The sequence below is a fragment of the Mesorhizobium sp. M0159 genome (genome assembly GCF_040322295.1).
Taxonomy (GTDB): Bacteria; Pseudomonadota; Alphaproteobacteria; order Rhizobiales; family Rhizobiaceae; genus Mesorhizobium.
On record NZ_JAMYTF010000061.1, the window covers coordinates 1 to 26,250 of the forward strand.

At 60.2% G+C, this 26,250-nt stretch carries 18 protein-coding genes and 7 pseudogenes; 9 read left to right on the top strand and 16 right to left on the bottom strand.

Features of this window, described 5'->3' with window-relative positions:
• Positions 1–71: 71 nt before the first annotated feature.
• Genes NKJ32_RS31215 through NKJ32_RS31225 form a run of 3 tightly spaced genes read left to right on the top strand, consistent with a single transcriptional unit; the run spans position 72 to position 3,943 of the window.
• Entirely contained in the window at positions 72–1,319 is a 1,248-nt protein-coding gene (locus NKJ32_RS31215) for an SfnB family sulfur acquisition oxidoreductase (protein WP_352829934.1), read from the top strand.
• Positions 1,320–1,352: 33 nt separating this feature from the next.
• On the top strand, positions 1,353–2,528 hold the full coding sequence (gene ssuD / locus NKJ32_RS31220; protein WP_023722900.1) for an FMNH2-dependent alkanesulfonate monooxygenase: 1,176 nt from the start codon (positions 1,353–1,355) through the stop codon (positions 2,526–2,528).
• Complete coding sequence (locus NKJ32_RS31225) at positions 2,525–3,943, top strand: FAD/NAD(P)-binding protein (RefSeq protein ID WP_352829936.1); 1,419 nt, start codon at positions 2,525–2,527, stop codon at positions 3,941–3,943. Before ssuD ends, NKJ32_RS31225 begins: the two co-directional genes overlap by 4 nt.
• Before the next feature lie 397 nt (positions 3,944–4,340).
• Here NKJ32_RS31225 and NKJ32_RS31230 read toward each other — a convergent pair whose 3' ends face one another.
• Both NKJ32_RS31230 and NKJ32_RS31235 read right to left on the bottom strand, forming a co-directional pair.
• A complete protein-coding gene (locus NKJ32_RS31230; protein ID WP_352452600.1) occupies positions 4,341–5,399 on the bottom strand; it encodes a class I SAM-dependent methyltransferase in 1,059 nt (352 codons plus the stop codon).
• Positions 5,400–5,439: 40 nt separating this feature from the next.
• Entirely contained in the window at positions 5,440–5,868 is a 429-nt protein-coding gene (locus tag NKJ32_RS31235; protein ID WP_352452599.1) for an insulinase family protein, read from the bottom strand.
• Between the two features lie 553 nt (positions 5,869–6,421).
• Here NKJ32_RS31235 and NKJ32_RS31240 point away from each other — a divergent pair.
• On the top strand, positions 6,422–6,640 hold the full coding sequence (locus NKJ32_RS31240) for a hypothetical protein (RefSeq protein WP_352452598.1): 219 nt from the start codon (positions 6,422–6,424) through the stop codon (positions 6,638–6,640).
• A 755-nt stretch (positions 6,641–7,395) separates the two neighbouring features.
• Here the strand turns inward: NKJ32_RS31240 and NKJ32_RS31245 are convergent.
• Together NKJ32_RS31245 and NKJ32_RS31250 are read right to left on the bottom strand one after the other, a co-directional pair.
• A pseudogene (locus NKJ32_RS31245) lies at positions 7,396–8,724 on the bottom strand (ISNCY family transposase); the annotation flags it as partial.
• Between the two features lie 599 nt (positions 8,725–9,323).
• Positions 9,324–9,623, bottom strand: a complete 300-nt coding sequence (locus tag NKJ32_RS31250; RefSeq protein ID WP_352829938.1) for a Y4lK-related protein — start codon at positions 9,621–9,623, stop codon at positions 9,324–9,326.
• Between the two features lie 1,011 nt (positions 9,624–10,634).
• Between NKJ32_RS31250 and NKJ32_RS31255 the strand changes: the two genes are divergently transcribed.
• A complete protein-coding gene (locus tag NKJ32_RS31255) occupies positions 10,635–10,826 on the top strand; it encodes a hypothetical protein (protein WP_352829940.1) in 192 nt (63 codons plus the stop codon).
• Between the two features lie 220 nt (positions 10,827–11,046).
• On the opposite strand, the pseudogene NKJ32_RS31260 reads toward NKJ32_RS31255, so the two are convergent.
• Positions 11,047–11,322, bottom strand: a pseudogene (locus NKJ32_RS31260) (ISNCY family transposase); the annotation flags it as partial.
• Between the two features lies 1 nt (position 11,323).
• Here NKJ32_RS31260 and NKJ32_RS35625 point away from each other — a divergent pair.
• Positions 11,324–11,477: pseudogene (locus NKJ32_RS35625) on the top strand (aspartate aminotransferase family protein); the annotation flags it as partial.
• A gap of 101 nt (positions 11,478–11,578) precedes the next feature.
• Here NKJ32_RS35625 and NKJ32_RS31265 read toward each other — a convergent pair.
• From NKJ32_RS31265 to NKJ32_RS31295, 6 genes and pseudogenes are all read right to left on the bottom strand, one after another.
• Positions 11,579–11,922 (bottom strand): annotated as a pseudogene (locus tag NKJ32_RS31265) (aminotransferase class III-fold pyridoxal phosphate-dependent enzyme); the annotation flags it as partial.
• A gap of 261 nt (positions 11,923–12,183) precedes the next feature.
• Complete coding sequence (tpa, locus tag NKJ32_RS31275; RefSeq protein ID WP_352829942.1) at positions 12,184–13,566, bottom strand: hypotaurine--pyruvate aminotransferase Tpa; 1,383 nt, start codon at positions 13,564–13,566, stop codon at positions 12,184–12,186.
• A gap of 231 nt (positions 13,567–13,797) precedes the next feature.
• Entirely contained in the window at positions 13,798–14,967 is a 1,170-nt protein-coding gene (locus NKJ32_RS31280) for a M24 family metallopeptidase (protein ID WP_352829944.1), read from the bottom strand.
• 154 nt (positions 14,968–15,121) lie between these two features.
• Complete coding sequence (gene eutC, locus NKJ32_RS31285) at positions 15,122–16,117, bottom strand: ectoine utilization protein EutC (RefSeq protein WP_352829946.1); 996 nt, start codon at positions 16,115–16,117, stop codon at positions 15,122–15,124.
• A complete protein-coding gene (gene eutB, locus NKJ32_RS31290; protein WP_352829954.1) occupies positions 16,117–17,100 on the bottom strand; it encodes a hydroxyectoine utilization dehydratase EutB in 984 nt (327 codons plus the stop codon). The genes eutC and eutB overlap by 1 nt, the downstream gene beginning before the upstream one ends.
• 41 nt (positions 17,101–17,141) lie before the next feature.
• On the bottom strand, positions 17,142–18,338 hold the full coding sequence (locus NKJ32_RS31295; RefSeq protein ID WP_352829948.1) for a M20 family metallopeptidase: 1,197 nt from the start codon (positions 18,336–18,338) through the stop codon (positions 17,142–17,144).
• A 676-nt stretch (positions 18,339–19,014) separates the two neighbouring features.
• On the opposite strand from NKJ32_RS31295, the gene NKJ32_RS31300 reads away from it, so the two are divergent.
• Both NKJ32_RS31300 and NKJ32_RS31305 read left to right on the top strand, forming a co-directional pair.
• Complete coding sequence (locus NKJ32_RS31300; protein WP_352829949.1) at positions 19,015–20,043, top strand: 2-hydroxyacid dehydrogenase; 1,029 nt, start codon at positions 19,015–19,017, stop codon at positions 20,041–20,043.
• Between the two features lie 361 nt (positions 20,044–20,404).
• A pseudogene (locus NKJ32_RS31305) lies at positions 20,405–20,664 on the top strand (IS110 family transposase); the annotation flags it as partial.
• Positions 20,665–21,137: 473 nt separating this feature from the next.
• Here NKJ32_RS31305 and NKJ32_RS31310 read toward each other — a convergent pair.
• A pseudogene (locus tag NKJ32_RS31310) lies at positions 21,138–21,606 on the bottom strand (IS91 family transposase); the annotation flags it as partial.
• A gap of 693 nt (positions 21,607–22,299) precedes the next feature.
• On the opposite strand from NKJ32_RS31310, the gene ltrA reads away from it, so the two are divergent.
• Entirely contained in the window at positions 22,300–23,187 is an 888-nt protein-coding gene (ltrA, locus tag NKJ32_RS31315; RefSeq protein ID WP_352829951.1) for a group II intron reverse transcriptase/maturase, read from the top strand.
• Positions 23,188–23,684: 497 nt separating this feature from the next.
• On the opposite strand, the pseudogene NKJ32_RS31320 reads toward ltrA, so the two are convergent.
• The 4 genes and pseudogenes from NKJ32_RS31320 to NKJ32_RS31330 form a co-directional block, all read right to left on the bottom strand.
• A pseudogene (locus tag NKJ32_RS31320) lies at positions 23,685–24,336 on the bottom strand (IS91 family transposase); the annotation flags it as partial.
• 12 nt (positions 24,337–24,348) lie between these two features.
• Positions 24,349–25,065 (bottom strand): tyrosine-type recombinase/integrase, encoded by a 717-nt coding sequence (locus NKJ32_RS31325; RefSeq protein ID WP_502902714.1) that lies wholly within the window; start codon positions 25,063–25,065, stop codon positions 24,349–24,351.
• Positions 24,965–25,225 carry a hypothetical protein gene (locus NKJ32_RS35630; RefSeq protein WP_502902713.1) on the bottom strand — a complete coding sequence of 87 codons (261 nt, stop codon included), beginning with the start codon at positions 25,223–25,225 and terminating at the stop codon, positions 24,965–24,967. The genes NKJ32_RS31325 and NKJ32_RS35630 overlap by 101 nt, the downstream gene beginning before the upstream one ends.
• A gap of 272 nt (positions 25,226–25,497) precedes the next feature.
• The coding region (locus NKJ32_RS31330) for a LysR substrate-binding domain-containing protein (RefSeq protein ID WP_352829953.1) at positions 25,498–26,250 on the bottom strand (753 nt) is incomplete at its 5' end.

Here is a 26,250-nt window from a genome sequence, read left to right on the forward strand (position 1 = left end):
GACGACATCAAGACCTACTATCTCGGCGGCACGCCGCTTCCATCGCAACATTTTCCCCAGGAGACCGCAGCATGACCATCCAATCGAAGCAGCCGTCCGATACTCGCAGCGCCGTCCCTCCGGTCGAGCGTCCGTCGGCCAGAGCGCATGTCATCAAGACCGATGCCGAGGCGATCGCTGTGGCGGAAAAACTGGCCGCAGACTTCGCCAAGGACGCCTCCAGGCGGGACCGCGAGCGCATCTGGCCGAAGGAAGAGCTCGATGCGTTTTCGCAGAGCGGCCTGTGGTCGATCAACGTGCCGAAGGCCTATGGCGGACCGGAACTCTCCTATGTGACGCTGTCGAAGGTGATCACCATCATCTCGGCGGCCGATCCGTCGCTCGGCCAGATTCCGCAGAACCATCTCGGCGTCGTCGCCGCCATCCGCACCGTCTCTGATGAGGCCCAGAAGCAGTTGCTCTTCGCCGAAGTTCTGTCCGGCACGCGGTTCGGCAACGCGTTCTCGGAATTCGGCTCCAAGCGGGCGGCCGACTTCGAGACCAAATTCGTCGACGCTGGCGACCACGTCGTGGTCAATGGCCAGAAATTCTATTCCAGCGGCGCGCTGCTCGCCCATCTGGTGCCGATCGTGGCGCTCGATGACGAGGGCCGGGCCTGGTATGCCATCGCCGATCGCGGCGCGCCCGGACTGACGGTCATCGACGACTGGTCGAGCTTCGGCCAGAAGACGACGCTGTCCGGCACAGTTCTGCTGGACAATGTGAAAGTGCCGAAGACGCATCTCGTCCCCGGCTACAAGGGCTATGACCGGCCGACCGCCGACGGCGCCATCTTCCAGATCATCCAGGCTGCTGTCGATCTCGGCATCGCCAACTCGGCGATCGACGAAACCGTCAGCTTCGTGCGCACCAAGTCGCGCGCGTGGATCGACAGCGGCGTCGATCATGCCTGGCAGGATCCCTACACGATCCAGGCGGTCGGCGACCTCCGCCTGCGGGCCAATGCGGCCGAGGCGGTTCTGGACAAGGCCGGCCTTGCGGTCGACCGCGCCGTGGCCGATCCGAACGATAGGACCGTCGCGAAAGCGCAGATCGCGGTTGCCGAATCCAAGATCCTCACCACCGAGATCGCCATCAACGCCACCAACAAACTGTTCGAACTCGCCGGCACGCGATCCACACTGGCCGAGCACAATCTCGACCGGCACTGGCGCAACGCCCGAACCCACACGCTGCACGATCCGGTGCGCTGGAAATACGCGATCCTCGGCAACTATTACCTGAACGACGTCAATCCGCCGCTACACGCCTGGAGCTGAGCGAGAACGCCGTAAAGTCATAGAGGACTGTTCATGAGCACTGCCATCCCCGACAGGATCAAGGTCCTGTGGTTTCTTCCGACCCATGGCGACAGCCGCTATCTCGGCACCTCCGAGGGGGGCAGGGCGGTCGACCTGCCCTATCTGACCCAGGTCGCCAAGGCCGCCGACGCCATCGGCTATTACGGCGCGCTGCTGCCGACCGGCCGAAGTTGCGAGGACAGCTGGGTCGTGGCGTCGGCGCTGGCGCCGTTGACGCAGCGGCTCCGCTTCCTCGTTGCCGTCCGTCCCGGGCTGCAGTCGCCGACGCTCGCGGCGCGGATGACCTCGACGCTCGACCGCATTTCCGGCGGGCGCCTGCTTATCAACGTGGTCACCGGCGGTGACCCGGTCGAGAACAAGGGCGACGGCATCTTCCTCAGCCATGACGAGCGCTATGAGGTGACGCGGGAGTTTCTCGATATCTACAAGGCCGTGCTCAGCGGCGAGACCATTGCCTTCGAAGGCAAGCACTTCCGCATCGAGGACGGAAGGCTGCTGTTCCCGCCTGTGCAGACCCCGCATCCGCCGCTGTATTTCGGTGGCTCGTCGGAGGCGGCCAATGCGGTCGCCGCCGAGCAGATCGACAAATACCTCACCTGGGGCGAACCGCCGGCTGACGTCGCCGCCAAGGTCGACCATGTGCGCGGCCTTGCCGAGAAGGCCGGACGCCAGGTGAGTTTCGGCATCAGGCTGCATGTCATCGTTCGCGAAACCAATGACGAAGCCTGGGCCGATGCCGACCGCCTGATCAGCCGCCTGGACGACAAGACGATCGCCGAGGCGCAGAAGGTTTTCGCGCGCATGGATTCCGTCGGCCAGTCGCGCATGAGCCGGCTGCATGGCGGCCGTCGCGACAAACTCGAAATCAGTCCGAATCTGTGGGCCGGTGTCGGCCTGGTGCGCGGCGGCGCCGGCACCGCTCTGGTCGGCGATGCGGCGACGGTGGCGGAGCGCATCGACGAATACCGGCGCATCGGCATCGATACCTTCATCCTGTCCGGCTATCCGCATCTGGAGGAAGCCTATCGCTTCGGCGAACTGGTGCTGCCGCTGTTGCCGCTCGATCACGAAATCTCGACGCGGCCGACGGCGGTTAACATGGGCCCCTTCGGCGAAACGGTGGCCGGCGACCATCGCCCGTCGTCGCTGCGCGCGAGCCAGTCTTGAGCGCCAGCGAACCGATCATAGCGATTGTCGGCGGCGGCTTTTCAGGTGCGGCGACTGCGTTTCATCTGGCGCGGCTGCTGCCGGCCAGTGCATCCGATATCGTGGTCGTCGAGCCGCGCGAAAGGCTCGGCTATGGTCTGGCCTATTCGACGACCGATCCTTCACACCGCATCAATGTGCCGGCCTCGAGGATGACGCTGATCTCCGGCCAGGATAGCCACTTCGCCGACTGGCTGCAGCAGAGCAGCGCTATTGTGGGGGATGTCGAGGCTATTGCCGCCAACGGCGCGATCTACCCGCAGCGCCGTGTTTTCGGCGGCTATGTCGAATCCCATCTCCAGCCCTTTCTGCTCAGCAAAACGATCCGCCATGTCAGGTCCGCCGTCGCATCGGTCGAGCGCACCGGCGAGGGCTACCGTCTGATCCTCGCTGATGGCGGGACGCTCGCTGCCGACGCCGTGGTGATTGCGACGACGCATCCGCCGCCGGCCTTGCCGATGCCCCTGAAGTCCGTGGCTGGCACAGCCGGGCTGGTGGCCAATCCCTATGATCTCGAGAGGCTGGAAGCGATCGGCCGCGACGACCGTGTCCTGGTCGTTGGCACCGGACTGACGTCGGCGGACGTGATTGCGACCCTCGACCGCAAGGGGCATCGTGGCCACATTGTCGCGCTGTCACGTCATGGCTATCGCTCGCGCAGCCACGCCTCGATACCGGCCGATCCAGTCGGTGATTTCACGACCCTTCCTTCACGAAGCGCAACGGCACTATTCAGGCGCATCCGGGTAACGATCCTTGATGCCAAGCGTCAGGGCGAAGACTGGCACCCGGTGCTCGATGCCGTCCGGCGTCAGGGACAGGCCATCTGGCAGGCCTTGCCGCTAGCCGAGCAGCGCCAGGTTGTGCGTCATCTTCGCGCGCTGTGGGATGTGCATCGCTTCCGCGTTGCGCCACAGATCGCGGCCGTGCTCGATCGCCGCGCTGCCGAGGGCAGGCTTTCCTATCGCGCCGCATCGATTGTCGGCGCCGAACAGGTAGACGGATGCATTCGCGTCAGGCAGCGGCTGCGTGGCCAACGCAGCGTCGTTGTCGATGCTTTCGACAGTGTGATCGTGACGACCGGACCGGCGCACGCCGATATCTTGCGGACCAACACGGCGATTGCGGCGCTCGAGCGGATGGGATTGGTCCGGCTCGACCCGATTGGTCTTGGTTTGGAGACCGACAGCCAAGGCCGTGCGGTCGGCACATCCGGGCGCCCGACCGATAGCATTTTCGTCAGCGGGCCACTGGCGCGAGGCAGCGTCGGCGAACTGATGGGAATTCCCGAAGTCACCGCACATGCCGGGCGCATCGCCGCCGAAATTCACCAATGGTTGGGATACCAAACGGCGTTGCGTCGCAAGGCGTCGTGAAGCTGTGATTAGCATGAGTCTTTTCAGATCACACTGACGGAACGCATCGCCAAGATTGAAAGCGCATTCGAGGTTTATGAAAGGGCCATTGGTCGCAGTGCCGCTCCTGGCGCTTTTCGCGTTTGTCGCCGACGCCGCCGAAGTCGCCCAAGTTCAGGTGGAGAAACTGCGCGTTTGCGCGGAGTACGGTCTTCGGAGTTGGATTCTCGGAGAGCACCGAACTACTCTAGGCGACGAGCTTGGCTGCGTGTGCCTTCAACTACTGTTGGCTTCTAACAACTCCAATCGGATGTCAGGGGAGTGACGCCTCTGAAAATTTGTCGATAACTGTGAGTTCGGATTTTGACGACGATCTTCACCATAAAGCGATGAGCTGCAATTTCTAGCGACGGCCGCGCTAGGGACGGGCCTCCAGCACCATGTTGAACGGCGTCTCCGTGGCGCGACGGAATCGCTTGAAGCCGCCGCCGGTCACCACCTTGCGTAGCCTCGCCTCGCCGGCCTGGGCGCCAAGCCCGAGCCCGACTTCCTGCGACAGGGACGCGGGCGTGCACACGAACGTGGAAGCGGCATAGTAAACGCGTCCGACGGGATTGAGGTTCGCCGCTAGATGATTATGCGCGAACGGCTCGACGATCATCCACGTGCCATCCGGCTTGAGCGACCCGTGGACATGGGTGGCGGCGCCCGCCGGGTCGCCCATGTCGTGAAGGCAATCGAAAAAAGCGACGAGGTCATAGGTGCCGGGATAGGTCTTGGCGGCCGCGACCTCGAAGCGCGTGTTGGCGCCGACGCCGGCTTCCTCGGCGGCCTTGCGGGCGCGCTCGATCGAAGGGGCGTGATAATCGAAGCCGACGAAGCGCGAATTGGGGAAAGCACGTGCCATGAGCACCGTCGATGCGCCATGACCGCATCCGACATCCGCGACATCCACGCCGCGTTCGAGCTTCTCGACTACGCCCTCCAGGGCCGGCAGCCAGGAGTCGATCAGATTGGCATTATAGCCTGGACGGAAGAACCGTTCCGTACCGCGAAACAGACACGCGCTATGATCGTGCCATGCAACGCCCTTACCGGACTGGAATGCCTGCCTCACCTTTTCTTCGTCGAGCCACAGCGCGGATAGGAACTCGAATGCGCCAGCCATGAAGGCCGGGCTATTTTCATCGGCGAACACCAGCTCCTGCTCGGCGTTGAGATAGAACTGGTCGTTGGCTTCATCGTAGTCGACGTAGCCCGCCGCCGCCTGCCCGGAAAGCCATTCCCTTACAAGGCGCTCCTGGGTACCGGTGCGTGTCGAAAGTTCGGCGGCCGTCATCTTGCCGCCTTCGCGCAATGCCTTGAACAGGCCGAGTCTGTCGCCTAGCAAGACAGCCGCGCCCGTAGCGATCGCACCGAGATCGCCGACCATTTTCCCCAAGAATGCGTCCAACTTTTCCTGACTCGCTTCAGACATCGGAATCTCCCTTTGGGCTCGATCTCTCCCAGTAAAAGCCTCACAAGGGGAGAAGAATGGCGAAATTGGAGCCCGGGCCCATTCTTTGGCGTCCACGCGCGGGCCGACCACCATAATGGCGGGTTCGGCCGAAAGCAGCTTCTTCGCCGCTGCCTCGACTTGGTCGATCGATGAGGGCGGCGCGGCACTGGTGTAGCCGATGCCAAGACCCGACAAGCGTGGCTGCAATCGAACTGGAGGAATCCAGATTGTTGGTAGCATAGGTGCCGATCAGATATTTCTTGCTCGCTTTTAGCTCGGCCTCTGTCGGCCCTGTTTCCGCCAACTCCCTGATCACGTGGCGTATCAGCCCGAGCGTCTCGGCCGCCCTGTCGGCGCGCGTCGCCGTGGTCACGACAAGCGCATTGGAATGCTGGTGGTCTTTCAGGCTGGAATGGATACCGTAAGCAAGGCCGCGCTTTTCGCGCACTTCCTGGAACAGACGTGAGGTAAATGGCGAGCCTCTGAGTATTTTGCTTATCAGCTGTGCGGCTTAGAGTTCCGAGTCGCTGCGTCCGATGCCGGGAAAAACAAGCTGCAGCGAAGTCTGCGGCGGGTCGTAGGCGACCAATTACGCCGGCCGAGCTCGGGGCGACATCGGCCACCGGCGCGATCGCCTGCTTCTGAGGCAAATCGCCGACCGAGTCGTGGGGCCTTTCACTCAGGCCTTTGGCATCAATGTCGCCGACGACCGCTACGTGCAGCCCGTCACCGACGAAAGCGGCCTTGTGGAGGGCGCCTAGATCGACCGGCGTTATGCCGGCGAGGCTCTCCTTGGTGCCCCTCGTCCGGCCTCGAATAAGGATGCGTGCCGTAGATTCTGCGCCGCTTGGCGCGGATGCGGTCGACGGGCTCCTGGTCGAAGCGGGGGCTGTTAGGCGCGAGCCTGAGCAGATCGAAGGCGGCGTCCTTCCGTTCGGGCAGCATGCGCATCTGCCATAAATGCCGTCGCGCTGCGCGTCGAAGCTCATCTCGGCCCCGGCATGGTCAACCGTCGCCTGGAAGGCATCACTGTCGAGATCGCCGGCGCCCTCGTCGAACAGGCCGGTCATCAAATTGGCCAGTCCCTCCTTGTCAGCCGAGTCCTGCGTGGTGCCGCCGTCGAAGACGAAGCGGATGGCTCCGGTTGTGGTGACGGGACGGACGATAAGCAAGGTTCGGGGCGAAGTGATTTGTTCCGCGGCGGCGGTATGTTTTGGTGAGGTGATCATGCGACGTCTTCTTTCGTCGGGCACGTGTTTGCGGATGATGGTGCATGTACCGTGCCAAATGAGAAAACCATTTATACGCAGTCTGGTAGATCTGACCCTGCTACGTTGCGTATCCGACATTGTCGGAAATTGGACAGCGCCGAACGCGAAGCGGCTCGGGGCTTGTGACGATGCTTGCGCGTGCTGCTGCGGAGGGGGATATGAATGCGCCTCGAACTGGCGCGAGGCCTTCGAGAATGCCGGATTACTTAGCAAGGAGAAGTTGCTGGCGGACGACCGCCCATTTGAACCGTTTAAACGAAAATCCACCCCTTAAACGTCCCAAGATGCAATCTCCCCGCTCTCGAAGGCGAGAGAGTGGCAAGGCACAAGCAGGAGCGACATTCCTATTTTTGGCAGATCAGGATATTTTACTTAGCTGCTACAACTTGTTGCAACCAAGTTCGAATGTCGCGATGTCAGCAAAGTAGAAATGTCGCATAACGGTGCTGCCGGCTGCGACGTGAGCGCCCGATCGGGCGTCAGCTGGTCGGGGTTGCGCAGCCCGATCGGGGGCGATCCAGTAGATCTCCCTCGGCTTTAGCTTTGAGAGCCGCGTGGCCCTCGTCGAGCTAAAAGCCGGCTTCCGTTGTCGGTTGAGCCTTCCGGTTGATTGGAAACTCGTCCAGCACTGCGAGGACATCCGCAATACGATGCCTATCGCTCTCCGTGAGCGTCAGATCGACTTTGACGGCCTGGCTCTCGACCTTGGCTGCCGGCATTCTGGCAAGCGCCTGCTCACGCCGCACGACGACTGCGGGGTCCTTTGTGAAATCCGCCTTCTTGCCGGGCTTGCGGCCACGCTTCACATAGCCATTGCTCTGGCTGCCATCGGGAATGCCGAACATGTGGTTCGTCTGTCCGGTGCGCCGCGGCCCGCGCTGGCTGCGATGAAGCTCCCGGCCAGCCTGCATCTGGGCGACCAGTTCCAGGGCGGCATCAAGCCGCTTGTTCTCGACGATCTCCGATCTGTGAACTGAACGCAGCTTGTCGAAGGTTCTGTAGGGCAGGCTAATGCCGTCGTGAGTGACCTCAAGGCGAGCGGGATAGTCGCAGACGATGACCTTTTTACGGGCAAGTCGCTTTGCGGTATCGGTCGGATCGAGAATGAAAAGCACCTTGTCGTAGCGCAGCGTCAAAGCCTGAGACAGCGTGCGAATCTCCTTGCGACACATGGCGCCGTCCAGATTCTCATGATCGGGCGCATAGGCGTTGGCGGCCTCGATCGTGCTGATGTCGCGCAGGCGCAACTCCTTCACAAGCCGGTCCTGGAGCGTTTGGTTGGCGCGCTCGACGCGACCCTTGGCCTGTGGGGTGTTGGCGCAGATGATATCGATGTTGAGCTCATAAAGAGCCCGGCCGAACTGCGTCAGGCCGCTGCTTCTATCCTTCTCGGAACCATGGGTCGTTCGGAAAATGCCATGCTTGTCGCTGTAGAACGCAAGCGGCTTGCCCCAGTGCCGCAGATACGCCTTGGCAGCATGGAAATAATCGAACGTGTTCTCCGACCCCGCAAAGCGCAGATGCAGGAGCTTGCCGGTCGCATCGTCGATGAAGACGAGCAGGGCCCATTTGGGACCGCGGTTCTCGAACCACCAGTGATGCGAGCCGTCGATCTGCACCATCTCGCCCAGGCAGTCTCGTCGCCCGCGGGGCTGATGCAGCCGCTGCTTGCGTTCACGGCGCGACGTCCAGATTCCAGCCTCCGTCATCCACTTGCGCAGCGTCTCCTTGCTGACCGCGAGCTGATGCCGTTCGATCAGCTTCTCGCGGGCAAGCGTTGGACCGAAGTCGATGTAGTGTTCGCGGATCAGCTCCAGCACGAAGTCGCGAACACCATCGACAATGCGATTGTTGGAACGCCGGCCACGCGCCTTGTGCCGGAGAGCCGCAGCGCCATCCGCCTGGAACGTCTTCAACAGCCGCTGGATCTGACGAACTGAAACGCCGAGCAAGCTTGCCGCCGCAACGCTCGTCATTCGCCGCTCAACAATCTTCGACAAAACCTCGATACGCCGCAGCTCGCGTTCGCTCATCAGAACCAGTCCCAATCTGCAATCTCCCGCGCTCTCAAATGCGGGCAGATTGGCAAGGCAGGAGCGACATTCCTACTTTGCCAGATCCGGACATTTTAACTTAGCTGCTACAACTTAAAGTTGCATAACGCATATTATGGAACTCAGTTGGGGGGGCATTGGCTCCGGCGAAGACCCCGGTGGTGCGGTGGAAGCGCAACCACTGGGCACATCTTGGACTTGTTTTCATCAGCCATCCAGGACTGCGGCATTGCCGCAGCAATGGTCACAACCTGCTAGGCGTCGGCAAACTGCGCATCTTTGGTTGGATGCCGAATTCCGTGTGCGACGTTGCCGGATCGACACCAGCCATGGCCGCGACCCAGAGTTGCCACGTCGGAATGGCTAAGCACCTTGCCGTCGCCGGACTTGATAGTCTCGACGACATTGCCCGGCGAACAGTCATTGGCCGACCCTTGTCCGTGGTGCCCAGTACGAGAAGACGAGGTTATTGCCCTGTTGGGCAAACCACAGCTCGTTGGCGTCGATACCCGTCCCGAAGTCCAGCTCGTCATTGTCGGTGAAGGAGCCAGATTCGACAATCGTATCCGACCCGTCCTTTATGCGTTCCAACTTCGAGTGCCTGTTTTGGGCGGTCTCCGGCCCTCGTTTGTCGACGACGAGAGTTCTATGTATCGACCAATCGAGCGAAGATAGGCAACGATCTCCGGTAGCAGGTGATCACGATCGCCAAACTCTTCCACGATTCTTTTTACCTTGCGCCAGGGTACCTTGCCGTCAACATCGCCCAGTGAATAGCCTAAGAGACCGATCGCGCAGATGTCGCAGCCAGCCTCGATCACCTTGTCGACGAAGGCGGGAATCTCGCTCGCTTTCATTGGCCGCATGTTGCTGGTCATCGCAGATATCTCCGTTGGTGGTCGGCATGGAAATTGCGCCGACGCCCATTGTGCTCGAACCTGGACGCACTTCGCTACCTGTGCACTTGCACAGGTTGTAGGGTCTCAGGCCGGCCGAAGGCGCCGGATCGAGCGTTCCTGCGCATTTGTTCATTGTTGGCACCCCGGGCACTCAACCGTGTTGCTAGAACACCCCACCTGCTCCCTTCCAGCAAGGCAGCACTGGCCACGGGAACGCTCCCCTTGCGCGCACTGAAAGGCAATGCCGGCGCCAAGGCAGCTCAGGCAGTCGGAGTCCGTCATGCCGAGGCGCCATTTCCTTTTCCTCGCAAGTCGCTCGAGCCGCACGCGCTCTTTTCGCTCTGCAATCCAGTAGGTTGGGTCGCGGTTGGCGCGATCGAGGGGTTCGGCGTCTTTCCATTTAGCTATAGGCTGAGAAAAGCTCCTTAGATCCCGCAGTCAGGAGTCCACCAATCGGTCGAGATGGCTGCGAACCGCGTTGCTGGCGGGATTGGGTGCTCCGACGGATCAGTACCCAATACCTGCGCCATTTCTTCTTCGATGGTATTATCGCCCCCACGCGTATAGCTAAGGGGTGTGGACAAACTTGATCCACACGACCTAGCGCGATTTGGAGCCAACCGGCCTGGGACCTGGCGGCCGCCTCTGGCTCTACGCCGCAGAATCGGGGCCGGTTCCGCGAGTCTGCATCGAATGACGGAGGTCAAAGGTGGTCTCGGAACGGGGTGCTCGGCATTTATGATCCGACCGAGCGCCAGCGAGTGATCGTCGGCGGGCTCGACGGCGGCATCATGTCAGGGGACTTTTGCCTCCAGGCGCGCGAGGAATGCCGAGACCTCGGCGTCGAAGTCGACCGGTTCAGGCACCGTGGGGGGAAATCCTGGCTACTCCCCCGATCATCTCCGATTTAATTCAAATTTGTCTGTAGATATTGACGATGGCGCGACCTTCACCTCGTAGACGGCAATGCGGGCGGGTAGAGAGGGTCCTATGACAAGCAATTTTTCGGCCGCCCGAGTGCATTTAGATCGAGCGTATGACTACCTTTGTGGCAATGACCCGATGAGTCGAAGGGGACGCGAAGCCTTGGACCTGTTGATTGAGGCGGTTGCCGTCGAAGAGTTCAAGCAGCCACGCCAAAACGCGGAGGTGCTAAGGTTTCCGATTGGGCGCCGCTTCTGAGGCAATCTCCACGGCCGCCATGTAGCCTCAGGTGAGGCGCTCACCGGACGGTTGCGCCGCCACTAACTTTGGAGGGCGGATGACAACTTCGGCAGAACGTCGCCCTGCTTGAAACGGTAGAAGGTGCCGAACCGTTGGACCTTCATATCGAGGTAGTCATTAAATACCGTCTCGTGGCACGGCATCCAGTAGATCGGGCACGGGATGTCGAACGTGGCGGACGGCCATCGGGATAGTCGCAGACGATGACCTTTTTACGGGCAATTTGCGGTATCGGTCGATCGAGAATGGAAAGCAACTTGTCGTAGCGCAGGGTTAAAGCCTGAGACAGCGTGCGGATCTCCTTGCGGCACATGGTGCCGTCCAGATTCTCATGATCGGCGAGAGGGCGGTGCATATCCTTCCAATTGCGCGGTGCCTTGCCGAAGCGTGCGTTGAAGTCCGCCGTGAATGCCGGCGCAAAGGCGTTGGCCGCCTCGATCGTGCTGATGCCGCGCTATCACGGCTCCGTCATGACCGGCTCGCTGACCGGGCTGGAGCTGTTCCACAATGCCTTAGACCTGCCGCGCGCCCCGATCCTGCACACCGAGGCGCCCTATTACTTCCGCCGCGTCGACCGCTCACAGCGAGGAGCAGTTCTCGCAATGTTGCGTAAGCGGCGGCATCGAGCACAACATTGTACTCAGTACATCCCTGCTTCGCGACATCGGGATGGCCCGTGCCAGCGTTGAAGTAGATCCCGGCACATTTGTTACTGAAACCTGCCAGACCTTGCCCGAAACGAGACGCCCGATAGCGGCGCGTAGGCCGAGGTCAGACTCTTGGCGATGGTGATGAGATCGGGCTTGATGCCGTAATCCGCAATGATCGGAGCCGAACATCGAGCCCAGCCGGCCAAAGCCGGTCACCACCTCGTCGGCGACCAGCAGCACGTCATATTTCTTCATTTCTTCATTTCTTCAGCACGGCCCGCATCTTTTCCCAATAACCGGCAGGCGGCGGCACGATTGCCGCCAGTGCCGAGGATCGGCTCGCTGATGGACGCGGCGACGGAGTCGGGCCCTTCGGCAAGGATCATCTCTTCGAGCTTATCGGCCGCCTTGAGGTCACACGACGGCATTACCTTACCCTACGGAACCTTCGACAAGCTGCGTTCAGTTCACAGATCGGAGATCGTCGAGAACAAGCGGCTTAATGCTGCCCTGGAACTGGTCGCCCAGATGCAGGCTGGCCGCGACCCTCAGCGCAGCCAGCGCGGGCCGCGACGCACCGTAAGACCGGGAAACATGGCCCAACTTGTGGGCCGCTCGTTTGAGGCGCGGATTTCCAAGATTGCATTGACGGCGCACCGGTCTTCTTAGGCGGGCACCTTCGCCAAGGCATTGTCGATGGCATCTGTGATCCGGTCGATCTCATCGGGCGTGGCAATTAAAGCGGGCGAAAGGCAGAGCGTATTGTTTAGCCCTCCATGCAGCGAGCGATTGGTCGCTCCGATAATGACGCCCTGCTTCAAGCATTCTGCTACGACTGCCTGGACGAGCTTCTCGTCGAGAGGTTCCTTGGTCTTGCGATCCGCCACCAGTTCAGCTCCGCAAAACAAGCCTTTGCCACGCACGTCACCGATGAATGCATGCTTCTCCATCAGCGCGTTCAGGTTGGCGAGCGTCCGCTCGCCCATGAGGGTCGTGTTCTGTAACAACCCCTCGTCTTCGATGATGCGCATGTTCTCAAGTGCTGCGACCGGTCCGGCTGTGCATCCACCGAACGTCGAGATGTCGCGGAAATAGCTCATGCCATCTTCAGGCGCGTCCTTGAACATCTCGAATACACGCTCGGTGGTAACGGTGCAGGAAATGGCGGCATACCCCGAGGCCACGCCCTTTGCCACGGTCACCAGGTCGGGCTGGATGCCGTATTGCTGGTAACCGAACCACGTACCGGTGCGGCCGAGGCCGCAAACCACTTCATCGATATGAAGCAGGATGTCGTATTTCCGGCAGATCTCCTGCACCCGCTGCAAATAGCCTTCCGGCGGCGTGATGACCCCGCCGCCGGCCGTCACGGGCTCCAGCACGATCGCACCAACTGTATCCGGCCCCTCACGCAGGATCACCTCTTCAATGGCATCGGCCGCACGTTCGCCGTAGTTTTCGACATCCCATTGCTTCCGGTACTCCAGGCAATGGGGAACCATGACGAAGCCGTCCGGATAGGGACCGTACTGATCGGCTCGCTGCGGCTGCCCGGAGGTTGCGAGTGTTCCGATCGTCGTGCCGTGATAGTCACGCTCGCGATAAAGGATCTTCCACTTCTTGCCTCCGTGATGGCGCGCAGCAATCTGGCGAACCATCTTGTAGGCCTTCTCATTGGCCTCAGAGCCAGAGTTCGAGTAATAGACGCGGGTCAGCCCCGGCATCTTTCCGATCAGCTTCTCGGCGAAGAGCGCGCCCGGAACGTTGCCCGCCGCGCCTGCATAGTAATTCATCCTGACGAGCTGGTCGCGCACGGCGTTGGCGATGCTCTCGCGCCCGTAACCGACATTGACCGTCCAGACGCCCCCGGAGACGGCGTCCAGATATTCCCGGCCGTTCGCATCCCAAAGCTTGAGCCCACTACCTTCGACAAAAACCCTTGGATCGACGGTCTCGTATTGCTTGTGCTGGCTAAGATGATGCCAGACATGCTCGCGGTCGGCGGCAACCACGTGCGATAAGTCATTTTGGGTCAAGTTCAGTGACATGGGAGCCTCCGCATTTTTCCGTGACAGTACTGATTGCCAGCCCGCGAAATTTTTCTGGTCTGACAAGCTTGGACAACGATCGCCGTCATGAAGCCGATAGTTTTGGAGGCCATGACACCTCCTCGCTGACTGCTATTGTTGTGGGCTGAACGCGCGCTCATTCGTCGTCTAAGGATCAGCACTCATGATGTGCGCGAAGAGCTTTTTTTGGGTTTCCGACTCGTGAGATTCCTAAAGCTCGAACAGCTTTCGCGGTGATTTGGTCAGCACCTCACAGCCTGACTCTGTTACGCGAAAGGTCTCACTGATCACGTAGCCAAAATCCTCCTCGATCCAGTTTCCAACCATGAGGTGGAAGGTCATGTTCGGTCTCAGTTCCGTAATATCTCCGTCCTTAAGACTTGCGGTCGGCTCACTCCAGTCGATCCCAATGGCGTAACCACATCGCGAATCCTTTTGAAACCCAGACTTCTCAAGTGTTCGATAAAACGCATTCGCAACATCGCTACATGTTGCGCCAGGCCGCACCGCACCGAGTGCCGCTTCTAAACCCGACACTTCTGCATCATGAAGGCGGCGGAGACGATCGGAGGGGCGTCCCACCGAGAATGTGCGCATTATGGCTGAAACGTAGCCATGCCGAACGCCAGCGATTTCGAGATTGATTTGCGACCCTTCCCGAATGACATCTTCGCTCCACTGGATATGGCTGGTGCCAGTACGTGGGGAAGAGCAAAAATACATCGGCGCGAAGTCCGTGCCGGCTTTTCCGTTGGCTCCCCGAGCCAGTTGAGCCGCGACTTCGGCCACAACGTCAGCTTCACGCACACCTGGTCGGATAACCTCACACGCCTTCAGAACACCTGCGTCCGCAATCGCGGCGGCCTCTCGCATCGTCGATATTTCGAGATCAGACTTGATCATTCGAATCCACGCGACAGAGTGAGTGCAGTCAACAATTCGAGCCTTTGGCAGGCGCGACCTGAACTTCTCGGCTGATCTTGCTGAGAGGGCACCAAGCTGCACGCCTACCCCGCGGTTTGCAGCACCGGGCTCATTCACGAAATCGATGACAGCGTCGAATCCGTCCTTATCTGGATTACCAATTAGCGCTTCCGAATACCCGATGATTTTGCCACGATCCATGAATGTCTGGTGTAATGCTGCAGGCGCATCCTGACGACGCAATATGAACGTGGGTTCTTCGTCGACCAAAGAAAGCACGACGGCCTGCGGTACATATCCCGATTTCGCCGTATAACCCGTCAGATAGGTGATATCAGATGAGTTTCCGACAATAAGCGTATCGACTTCGAGCCGGTCCATTTCCGCCTTGACTGCGGTAAGCCGCCTTAGAAACTCGGCACGAGGGAAAGCTTGAGGTCCCTTGACAATCGACATATCTAGCTCCTTTAGAACGACTGGATTTTTTACAACGTGGGCGCTTGTTGGACTACGACTTCTTGGTGCCGATAACAACCACACTGCGTATTTTGACCAGGACCTGACCAGTCCGGCTCCCGAGAGCGAGCACGGCACAAAGTGACCACTATCCTCAGCTCTCGAAAAGTGAGCCGGCATTGCGTTCCTGAGCGCGCTGAAACGCCAATGCGGAAATCGCTGTGTCCTGAACACCTGTTCCGGTAAGATCGGCAATGGTGATGTTGGAAACGCTCCTGCGACCTACCTTCGCGCCCGCAATAACTTGGCCCAATTCCGGAAAGTCCGCATCGCCCGCGAGAAGGCCGGCGTCGATGGCATGATGGAGTTCACCCAGCCTCCGCGTTTGTTTAAGGCTGTCCGCCACATAAACATCTGCGCGCTGAATCGCGACCGGATCGATTTCGTTTTTATGTTCGGCGTCAGAGCCCATAGCTGTCACGTGCTGCCCGGGTTCAAGCCAAGAGGCGTCAATGATCGGCCGGTCGGCCGGTGTCGTGGTCACAACAATCTGGGAACCGGTGATCGCTTTCCTTGGATCGGCGACAGCTGAAACTGAAAAGTTGTGTTCGAGTTTCAATTTCTCTACGAGCGACTCCGCCTTGCGATGATCACGCGCCCACACACGGACTTCTCGAATAGGTCTCACCAGGGTGAGAGCTTGGAGTTGTAGTCTCGCCTGGACGCCCGCTCCGAAGATCGTCGCAATTGAAGCATCTTCTTGCGCCAGATGTTTTGCGGCAACAGCGCCGGCCGCGGCCGTCCGCACGTCGGTCAGGTAGCCATTGTCTAATAGCAGAGCCTGCACTAACCCGGTTTTACTTGAGAGCAAAACCATCATCCCATTTGTGCTCGGAAGACCGATCTTCGGATTGTTGAAGAAGCCGGGGCTGATCTTGATTGCGAAACCGCTCAGGCCGGGAATATAGGCCGTTTTGACATCGACTTCGCCCCTGCTGTCAGGCACGTCCAGACGCAGAATGGGCGGCATTTGCACAGCATTTTCCACGGCCAGCGCACGAAAGGCGTCTTCCGTGCATTTCACAGCATCCAGATCGAGCGGGACGATCTGCCTGATCTCCGACTCGGTCAGTATCTTCATGGTTGGCATCAGTCGGCCTCGCTTAAGCTGTCCAGTCCGTTGATCACTTCGCGATGCAACGCCATGTCGATGTTCCGGCCCGACAGAATTACCGCTATCGGGCCTTTGAGATTGGCCAGCTTGCCGGAAAGCAGCGCCGCGATGCCAACTGCACCAGCGCCCTCGACGATCTCGCGCTCATGCTCGTAAACATGCCGGATACCGGCGGCTATCTCGCTTTCGTTGACGAGGACGATATCGTCGAGGAGGTTTCTACACATGGGGAAAGTCCAGGCGTTTGCCAGCCCGATGCCGCCTCCCAGTGAATCGGCAAAGCTGCGATATTCCTTCACCTGAACCGGGTGGCCGGCGTCAAGGCTCGCCTTCATGGCGGCCCCTCGGTCCATGGTCACTCCGATGACCCGCGCATCAGTTCGCATGGCCTTCACGGCCGCCGCAACACCTGCGGCGAGACCTCCACCAGAAAGCGGAACAAGCACCGTCGCAACATCCGGCATCGCCTCGCCGACCTCAAGCCCGACTGTCCCCTGGCCGGCAATGATATGGGGGTGGTCGAAAGGCGGGATCATGCTGAGCCCGTCCTCTGCAACCAGCCGCTCGACGTCTTCCTGGGCATCGTCTTGCGAAGATCCCACAATACGCACGGTTGCGCCGAGCCGCCGGATTTCGGCGACCTTGTTTCCCGGAACCAGCCTTGACATGCAGATGGTGGCGCGAGAACCAACAGCCTGGGCGGCATAGGACAGCGCTCGCCCGTGATTGCCGGTCGAAGCTGCGATAACGCCCCGCTCGCGCTCCACTTCTGTTAGCTGAAGGAGCGCGTTCGTTGCACCCCGGAGCTTGAAGCTGCCGGTCAACTGATGATGCTCCAGCTTCAAGGTGACCTGCGTCCCGATGCGTTCAGACAGTGACGTCGATGTCGCGAGAGGCGTACAGAGGACGTGGTTGGCGATGCGCTCGCGTGCTTGCTCTATCAAGTCTAGGCCGATCATTTCCATTTTTACCTGATGAGGAGTCCGCCTCGACGGAACGGTCACCGCGCCGGCTGCGCGCTCAGCAATCGAAAGCAGTATTTGATGGCGAGTTCGGTCGTCGGAATGAGAACCTTGTCGGAAACAGCGAATGCCGGTGTATGCACGCCAGATTCGTTGCCCGGTTCGCCACTGCCAAATAGGAAATAGATTGACGGGACGCATTGGGAATAAAACCCGAAGTCGTCGCTACCGCTGTCCGTTCCGCCTTCTGCGAAAGCGTCAGGCCCTGCCAAATCCAACACAGTCTCATGGAACAGGCGAACCATTTCAGGGTCGTTGATGACAGCAGGTTCACCGGACTGAACAGAAACTGAGGCTTTGCCGCGGTGCATCGCTGCGACGCCCTCGGCAATTTCGCGCAGGCGTTGCGCTAAGAGCGGCCGACGTTCCGGACTGGTCGTTCGAATTGTCCCTTCCAGGACGACCTTGGGACAGATTATGTTGGTTGCCTCGCCGCCATGGATCGTGCCGATCGTGATAACCGACCTGTCGTCAACCGGCATTTCCCGTGAAACGACTTTCTGGACTTCGTTGACGAATGCAGCCGCGATCGTGATCGCATCAATGCCGGCATGAGGTGTCGAGCCGTGTGCCTCGCTGCCGGTCACGGTCACCGTGAATTGGTCGGCGGATTTCGTCACCGCGCCCGCACGCGCGCCGAATCGGCCCAACGGGATTGATGGAGCGACATGAAAGCCCACCGCCTGATCGAACCCGTCGAGCAGACGTTCTTCGGCAACAGTGCGACCGCCAAGCGGCTCGGCTTCCTCAGCCGGTTGGAAAAATACGCGCACCTTACCGGCAAAATTGCTCCGCATCCTGTGGAATGCCACTGCGATTCCCATCGCGACGGAGGCGTGCAGGTCGTGGCCGCAGGCGTGCATCACTCCCGGTACTTGAGAATGGTAGGGCAAGTCGTTACGGGCCTCATTGATCGGCAGGGCGTCGATATCGCCGCGGACAGCGATCGTTCGCTTCGGGCCGGAAGCTGTTCCCTCAATATCGATGTAAAAACCTGTCCGGTGAAAGGCGCTCGCTCCAACCAAGCCGAATCGTTCCAGCGTATCCTTAATTCGTTGTTGCGTTTTCCATTCACTGTTGGACAATTCCGGCTCACGGTGCATCGCATGGCGCAGTTCGAGCACCGCCTCACGTTCGGAACCGCTTAGAAGGCTATTGGTGTAGGAATTCTTCATGCAAGTTGAGCCCCTGTTCCCGCGCCGAGCTGAGCATACGAAACTATCAGGGCAGCACGAAGAAAGCCGCCAAAACTCTGGGCCTGTTTGCAGGATTGCGGCGCTTTCTGCTGCCCATTGCAGGATCTTGCTGCATCATCGCACCTCTACCAGCTGCACCCTCCGGGAACACGCGACGCGCCTCGGCGTCCCTGTGGTTCCAAGCGCTTGAAGCGATGCCACGCGAGATGGCGTGGCAGGACCGGCAGCCGACGTGCTTGCATTGAGCACCGGCTGGGTTACTCGCCGCGCCGCGCTGCTTCTACTCGATGCGCTTCTGCGACCCCAGACTCGAGGATTCACTGCCGAATGCGGACATGTCCTGCTTCCCCAAGGCGGTGGATCTACGAGCTACCGACACAAACTGGGGACATCATTTTTGTTTGCTGCCGGAAGCCTGTATGGCCACCATTCACCAAATTTGACCGAGGCAATATCTGGCGGGGAAGCGAGGTAACCATCTCGTGGTGACAGAGCGGCGCATTGCTGCGCAGGAGTGAAAACAGATGCAGGATTGTGTCGCAGAAGCGGCAAAAATGCATGAAATCGGCCAGAAAACGAACGTAACCTAGCCGCCGCTGGGCTGAAACCGACCGCGATTCAAGCCAAAGTAAATTCTATATGGGAGCAATTGGGGATGAAGGTCCTTTGTTTGTGGTACGCTTCGGAAGAAGAAAAGAACATGATAAAATCTGCGCTGCCCGATGGTTTCGAGGTTGTCGCACCCCGGGGGCAGTACCTTTCTCGGTTTGATTGTGATTTGGATCATGTGAAACATTTGGCACCCGATGCCGACGCTATAATTGGGCTCAGCGTACCGGACGGCTTGTTCGACTACACAGAAAAGTTGAAAGTATTCTCCTGGATGCATTCGGGATGCGACGATCTCAGGCTAATGGGTGTGCTCGACCGATTCAAGCAGCGTGGCGTAAAACTTGCCAACATCCGCGGCTCAAACGCGGTGGCGGTCGCCGAGCACGCAATGATGTTTGTGCTAGCCCTTGCGAAGAAAACCCTCCTTAAGCACACCGAGATGTACGAAGGCCGGATGGTGTTTCCGAACTATGCCGACGAGACCCAGTCTTCCATGTTGCACGGTCGGACTATGTGCGTAATTGGACTTGGCAACATCGGTGGGCGCATTGCTAAGTATGCGAAAGCGTTTGACATGCGTGTAGTTGGTGTTCGTCGTCGCAAGGGTGAACCCGTCGAAAACGTCGACGCTGTGTATGGAATCGATGAACTGCGCGATGTTCTGCCGAGATGCGATTATGTTGTAGTTGCCGCACCCAATACAAAGGAAACGAGTGGATTGTTCGGTGAAGCGGAGCTCGCGGCAATGAAAAAGTCCGCTTTACTTGTAAACGTTTCTCGTTCTGGGTTGGTTCAAGAGAAGCCGCTGTATGAAGCTTTGACTTCTGGACGGTTGGCCGGATTTGCGGCCGATGTTTGGTGGCAATACAGTTTCGGGCAGACATTTCCAGCCGGCGGGATCGGTTCACGCTTGGCAATCCACAAGCTTCCGAACGTACTCACCTCTGGTGATCAAGCTGCAAATGCAGAAGATGTTCTTCAACGCAACATACAATGGGGAACGGAGAATCTCGTTGAGTTCTTCGCGGGAAAGCCGATGCAGCGGGAAGTCAGCCTAGAGTTAGGATATTGAACGACACGTTTCCTAAAGATGTATAGAGAGGGTTGCGTGTTCCGCGTTGCATTCATCAAATGGTACCACCGTGCCCATCTTCTATAATAGTCGAAGCCAAATGCGATTGGCATTGATTTGGGCAGTTTTTCGCTGCCACAATTGCAGCACCCTGGGCACTTGGGTGGGATCGTTGACGGCCTGCCACCCGGTTCCGTCTGCGATGGCCGGCAGGACCGGTAGGTATCAATACGGAACAAGTTTCACTTAGAAAAGAAAGACCGTATGTCCGCCTCACTGTGGTGAGGTGGCTCGCCCTACACTGCGCGTCCGAGGTTGCTCGGGCGGACCGAGCCGAGCCTCATACACAGGGGGACGAGCCGTGGCAGATTATAGGGAAGCATTTGTCGGAATCGATGTTGCGAAGCTGAGGAACGCCATCGCGATTGCTGATGCCGGCCGGGAGGCAGAGGTTCGCTTCTTCGGCGAGGTCGATGCATCGGACACAAGCATGCGCCGCGTTATCCAGCGGATCGCGCAAGTTCGATCGGGTTCATTTCTGCTACGAAGGCAGGCCCAACCGGCTATGGTGTCTACCGGCTGATCCGTTCGCTCGGCCACGAATGCACCGTGGTCGCGCCGTTGCGGCGTTGCGGCGGTCATCCGTGCGCTGACGGCCACGTCGTGATCGGGCCGACGGGCGCCGTCAAGGTGATGGTCGCGACGAAGCCTGTGGACTTTGCAGAGCGTCTTTAGCTTGGCGTCGCGCAGAAAGGCGGGTTGGCGAGGGCGCGCTGCAGTGGATCGCGACGGTGAGCTAAAAACGTGTTGGACTAAGCCGCCGGCACGGGTGGCCGCTATGGGTGTTCAATAGAGGCCGCACCCATGAACAGCCATCGCGTGGCGCTGCGGATGCGGTCGCGGACGCGACAATTGAAGGCGTGGCATGCGCCGAAAGCGGCACGGATATCGGTTCGGGCAAAGTGAGGATCGGCGCCGCGCCCTGCCGCGAGAGGCTGCCGGGCGTGACGGCGCACACCTTCGCGGGACTGGCTCAGTTTGGCTTCCGAGCGGGCCGGCGCGATGCTGATGACGAGGAAGGCGGCGCCCCTGTTTCATGACGTATCCTGGTATAACGGGCGTCCGGTGACGCCGTCGAATGTTTCGATGATGATCATCGGCCCTTGATGACAGGCTGGGCATTGTCGGAGGGAGTGGCCGGTAAGGTCCTCGTAGCGGTCGCGGTAGTCCTTCGCCGAGCGGCTGTTCGACGCCTTGGGAGCCGGCATGCCGAGGAGGTCGCGGCAATGGGCAAGTTTTTGCGCGCGATGGCGATTGCCGAGGAAGCCGTAATAGCGAATGCGATGGAAGCCCTCCGGCAGCACGTGTAGCAGGAAGCGACGCATGAACTCGTCGGCCGAGACGGTCATGACCTTTTGCCGCTTGCCTATAGTCCTTCCAGCGGAAACAAACGGCGCCATGCTCGATGTCGATGAGGCGGTTGTTGAAGATGGCGACGCGGTGCGTGTAGCGGCCGACGTAATCGAGGACCTGTTCGGGTCCGGGCGGCTTGGCGTAGATCACCCTTGCGACAGGCTAAGCCCTGGAAAGGAGAATGGAATGTAGATCCTGAAACCTTTCGAAGCGATCCAGAGGGTTCGACCCCCTCCCGGCAAAGGCGCAGCCCGCCAGCCGGAAGCGAGTCTTGCATGGGCGGCGGCAACGTCGCTCGTGAAGCGTAGACAGCGGATGCTGAAGCCATGTGTCAGCCTCGAGATTATGTGCATGCGGAGGCCTTCGGCGTGGGTAGCCCGGGGGCAGCATCGTCGGAACCGCCAAGGGCGAGGTTCTGGCGGCTCGGCCGGGGTCTTGGAGCAGGGCAAAGGCATGGGATGGATCGCCAGGGAACCTGTGAGATCCCGCTTACGTCCACAAGCGAAGTACGGCCGGAACAGGGACCGCCGGTTGACCATGGGTCCAGGCTCGATGAGCGTCCTCCACGCTCATCGGGAGCGCCTCGGCGAGCACGAACATGGGAGGCGCATGTGGGGCCTGTGACCGAAACTATAAGGGAGCAGGTATGCGTGAGCGGGAAGTCGTAGCGCCTTCATAGTAGCAGTGAAGACGGGGAACTGGGCTCACCGGGACCCGACGGAGCGAAGGGAGGCGTCATGTGTAGAGAACCGTTGACCTGAAACATGGGAGGGGGCTCTGAACCCCACAAACCTGTCTACGAACCGACAACGGATAGCCGAACTGGCGAGGACGAAACGGGGTGTGGCGCTGTGCTCGCTCCACCATGTCACCGATCTGGACTGGATGAAGGAGGCCTACCGGCTGACCCGCAAGGATGGTGCCCCTGGCATCGACGGCGTCACGGCGGCGGACTATGAGGTGAACCTGGAGACCAGACTTCTGGACCTCCTGGAGCGCGTCAAGTCCGGCCGATATCGTGCGCCGCCGGTCCGGCGGGCCTATATACCCAAGGCGGATGGGTCGCAAAGGATGCTCGGCATTCCGACCTTCGAGGACAAGGTGGCGCAACGCGCCATTACGATGGTGCTGGAGACCGTCTATGAGGAGGATTTCTACCCCTGCTCATATGGGTTCCGACCGGGCCGCTCGGCCCATCAGGCGCTCCGCTATATGCAGAACGTGCTGTGGGCAAAGCGGCTCTATTGGGTGATCGATCTCGACATACAGAAATACTTCGACTCGATTCCGCACTCTCACCTCCGGGCGTTCCTCGACCAGCGAGTCACGGACGGCGTCATCCGACGGATGATCGATAAATGGCTGAACGCAGGAGCCGTCGAAGACGGTCTTCTGCACCGAACGGCCGAAGGATCCCCGCAAGGAGGCGTGGTCTCGCCCTGCCTCTCGAACATCTTCCTGCACCACGTGCTGGACGAATGGTTCGAGACCGAGGTGCGGCCGCGGCTCCGTGGGGGCTGTACCATTGCCCGCTACGCTGACGATGCGCTCATTGCGTTCGACAACATCGTCGACGCCCAGCGTGTCCTGGCAGTGCTGGACAAACGTCTTGGACGGTTCGGGCTTACGCTCCATCCCGACAAGACGCGTCTCGTCGACTTTCGCCCGCGAAGGACGGAGAGCACACGGCATCCGGAGAGGATGGCACCAAGTTCGACTTTCTCGGCCTGACCCACGTGTGGGGACGGTCGCGCAGAGGCAAGGACATGGTGATGCAAGTCACGGCCAAGGGCCGTTTTGCTCGTGCGCTGGCTGCGATAAGTGACTGGTGCCGGAAACACCGGAACTGGTCGATCCGCGATCAGCATCGCCATCTCTCGTCCATGATGCGGGGCCACTTCGCCTATTATGGCGTCGGAGGAAATGCTCGGCGATTGCGATGGTTCGCCCACCAGGTCGTGAGGATATGGCGGAAATGGCTATCTCGGCGAGATCGTCAAAGCGTGTTCCGATGGACCCGCCTTAACGAAATCCTGAAACGCCATCCGCTGCCGCCAGCCAGGATTCTCCATTCGTTTGCCACCGTGAGCGAAACTCTACCATGAGGAACCGGATGCGGGAAAACTGCACGTCCGGGTCTGTGAGGGGTGGGGGCAGTAACGCCCCCACCTACTCGGCACTCGGCCTTTCGAAGGGGCGCTAGATAGCGCCGGAAGGCGTTACGCTCTGGCCTGCAAGTCAGAGAAGAACTGCAGTTCGCCGGCCGCGAAGGCTTTCTCCAGGTCTTCCAGAAACGGCCGTCAAAAAAGGCGTGAGAGCACGCGGACCGGCAGGAAGAAGCCTGGCTTGCAGGCAATCCATCGCGTGCCGTCCGGCGAGAACCCGCCACCCGGGACGACGCAGTGCAGATGGGGGTGGTGCAGCCGGTTCTGGCCCCGGGTGTGCAGCACCACGAAGAAGCCGATTTCGGCGCCCAGGTGCTTGGGATTGCGGCGATGGTGCGCAGGGTCTCGGCGGTGGCGCGGAATAGACGAGCGCCTAGTTCTGATAGGCGATGGCGGCAATGGGTTCCGGCGGCGTGAAGACGACGTGGAAGTACTGCGTGTCGAGCAGTTCGGCGCGACGATCCTCCAGCCACTGCGCGCGGGCCAGCGATTGGCAGCGGGGACAATGCCTGTCGCAGCAGCTGTTGAACGCGATGCGGCTATGGCCGCAGTGATCGTACTGCTCGACATGCCCGCCGAGCGCGGCGGTCCGGGATAGTTCGATCGCCGTCATGACGCGACGCTGGGCGGTCGACAGCGATGCGTCATGCTGCGCACGATAGGCTTCACCGTAGCGGCGGAATATGTCCGCCACTTCCGGCCCCGAGCGGGCCATTGCCGCGACCGTTCAGAAGTACTGAGGCTTGGCGGCTGGCGGCAGGGTGGGCGCCGGACGCGGTAAGAGCTCGAAGGGGCTCGATGTGGCGCAGACTTTGTTGGTGGCAATCCGCAGGTAATGGGCAGTGGTCGCGAGGCTGCGGTGACCGAGCAAGAGTTGAATGGTGCGCACGTCGGCGCCGGCCTCCAACAGATGGACGGCGAAGGCGTGCCGCAGGCTATGGGGCGTGACCGGCTTGGACAATCCGGAGAGGTCGCGCGCTTTCGCGCAGGCTTGTCCCACCGCGCTGCTGGTGATCGGCTGGCCGGCACGATCGCTGGGGAAGAGCCACGCCTTTGGCCGGCGCACCTTCCAACAATCGCGCAGGATCTCCAGCAGCTTGGGCGATAGCATCACGTAGCGGTCCTTCTGGCCTTTGCCCTGCTCGACGCGGATGACCATTCTCTGGCTGTCGATGCCCATGGGCTTCAGCTGAACCGCTTCCGAGATGCGCAAGCCGGCGCCATAGCAAGTGGTCAGAATGGCGTGGTGTTTGACGTCGAGGGCGCAGCCAAGGAATTGCTGAACTTCCTCGGGGCTGAGGATGAGGCAGCTTCTGCGGCTTCTTGGGACCGGGAGGACCTCTTCAGGCGCCCAGTCCCTTTCGAGCGTCACACTGTAGAGAAAACGCAGCGTCGCAATGGCGGTGCGGATCGAGCCGGGCGCCAGCTTCTTCTCGTTGGTCAGATAGACTTGGTAGGTCCGAATGTCCTCGCGCCCGAGCAGTCCGGCGACTTGCCGAATAGCGGGCGAACAGCGACGCCTGTTGCAGATACGAGCGCTGGGTGTTGAGCGCGAAGTTGCGCACCTGCATGTCCTCGCTCATGCGCTGGCGAAGTTGGGTCATGACAAGCTCCTTTGTCCGATGGACTGGGCTGCAAGCAGCCACCCCATGCTTCGCGCAGTTGGAGCTCCTTTGGCATGCATGACCGGCGCCACGGACGACGCCATCGGGATCGCGCCGTCGGCGCATAGCCTCCTTGCCGCTCCGCGACCGCGGAGCGGGTTAGTCCAATGCGGTTTTGCAGGGCTCCGCATAAGAGGAAGGGAGCGGAGGGGCTGGCCGCGCTGGTGCATGAGACGATGGGCGCCGATCCAGCGGGGCTTGGAATTGGGGGGTCAGCTCCGCGCCTCGGTCAGATCGGGGCCAACCTCGTTGAAGAAGGCTTGAGCCAGATTTGTGAACCGCCAAAGAAATGAAGGCTTTGCGGTCCCATACCGATCAGCGAGCATCAAATGTGGCACGGGGAGGTCATCGGCGAGCGGCTTGCGGACAAGCTCGTCGCTATCGGGGCTGCCACGGCCAATTGGTTTCATGTTCAATATCGAGAATCCGAAACCGCAGGCCACGGCCGCGCGAACCGTCTCATAGCTACGGGTCCGAAAGGCGATCCGAGGCCGTTGGCCAGCGAGGTCGAACAACGCGAGCAGCCAGGCCGAGGACTGGGGTAGGTCGAGCAATACGAAGGGCCGCTGGACAAGTTCAGATAGGCTCACGACCGGATGCTGTGCCAACGGATCGTCAGCACGGATCAGTGCGTGCGCGGGAACTCTGGCAAGCACGGTAGCATCGTCGGGTAGGCGCGGGCCAATGTCATAGGTCACGATCGCATCAACGATGTTTGCCTCCAGCCAATCAACAAGCTGAGGCTGTTCACCCTCATAGAGCTGAATTTCAATATCCACGCCTTCTGTAAAACGTCGAAGAAGTTCAGGCATGAACAATGCGCCGAACGGTTCGAAGCAGCCGATGCGAAAGACAGACGGCATTCCCCCATTGTGCCCATCCATGGTCCTCTCGAACTCTGCTTCCGCAGCCAGGAGGCGTCGTGCTGAAGCGACGAAGCGCTCGCCGGCCGGAGTGAGACCCAC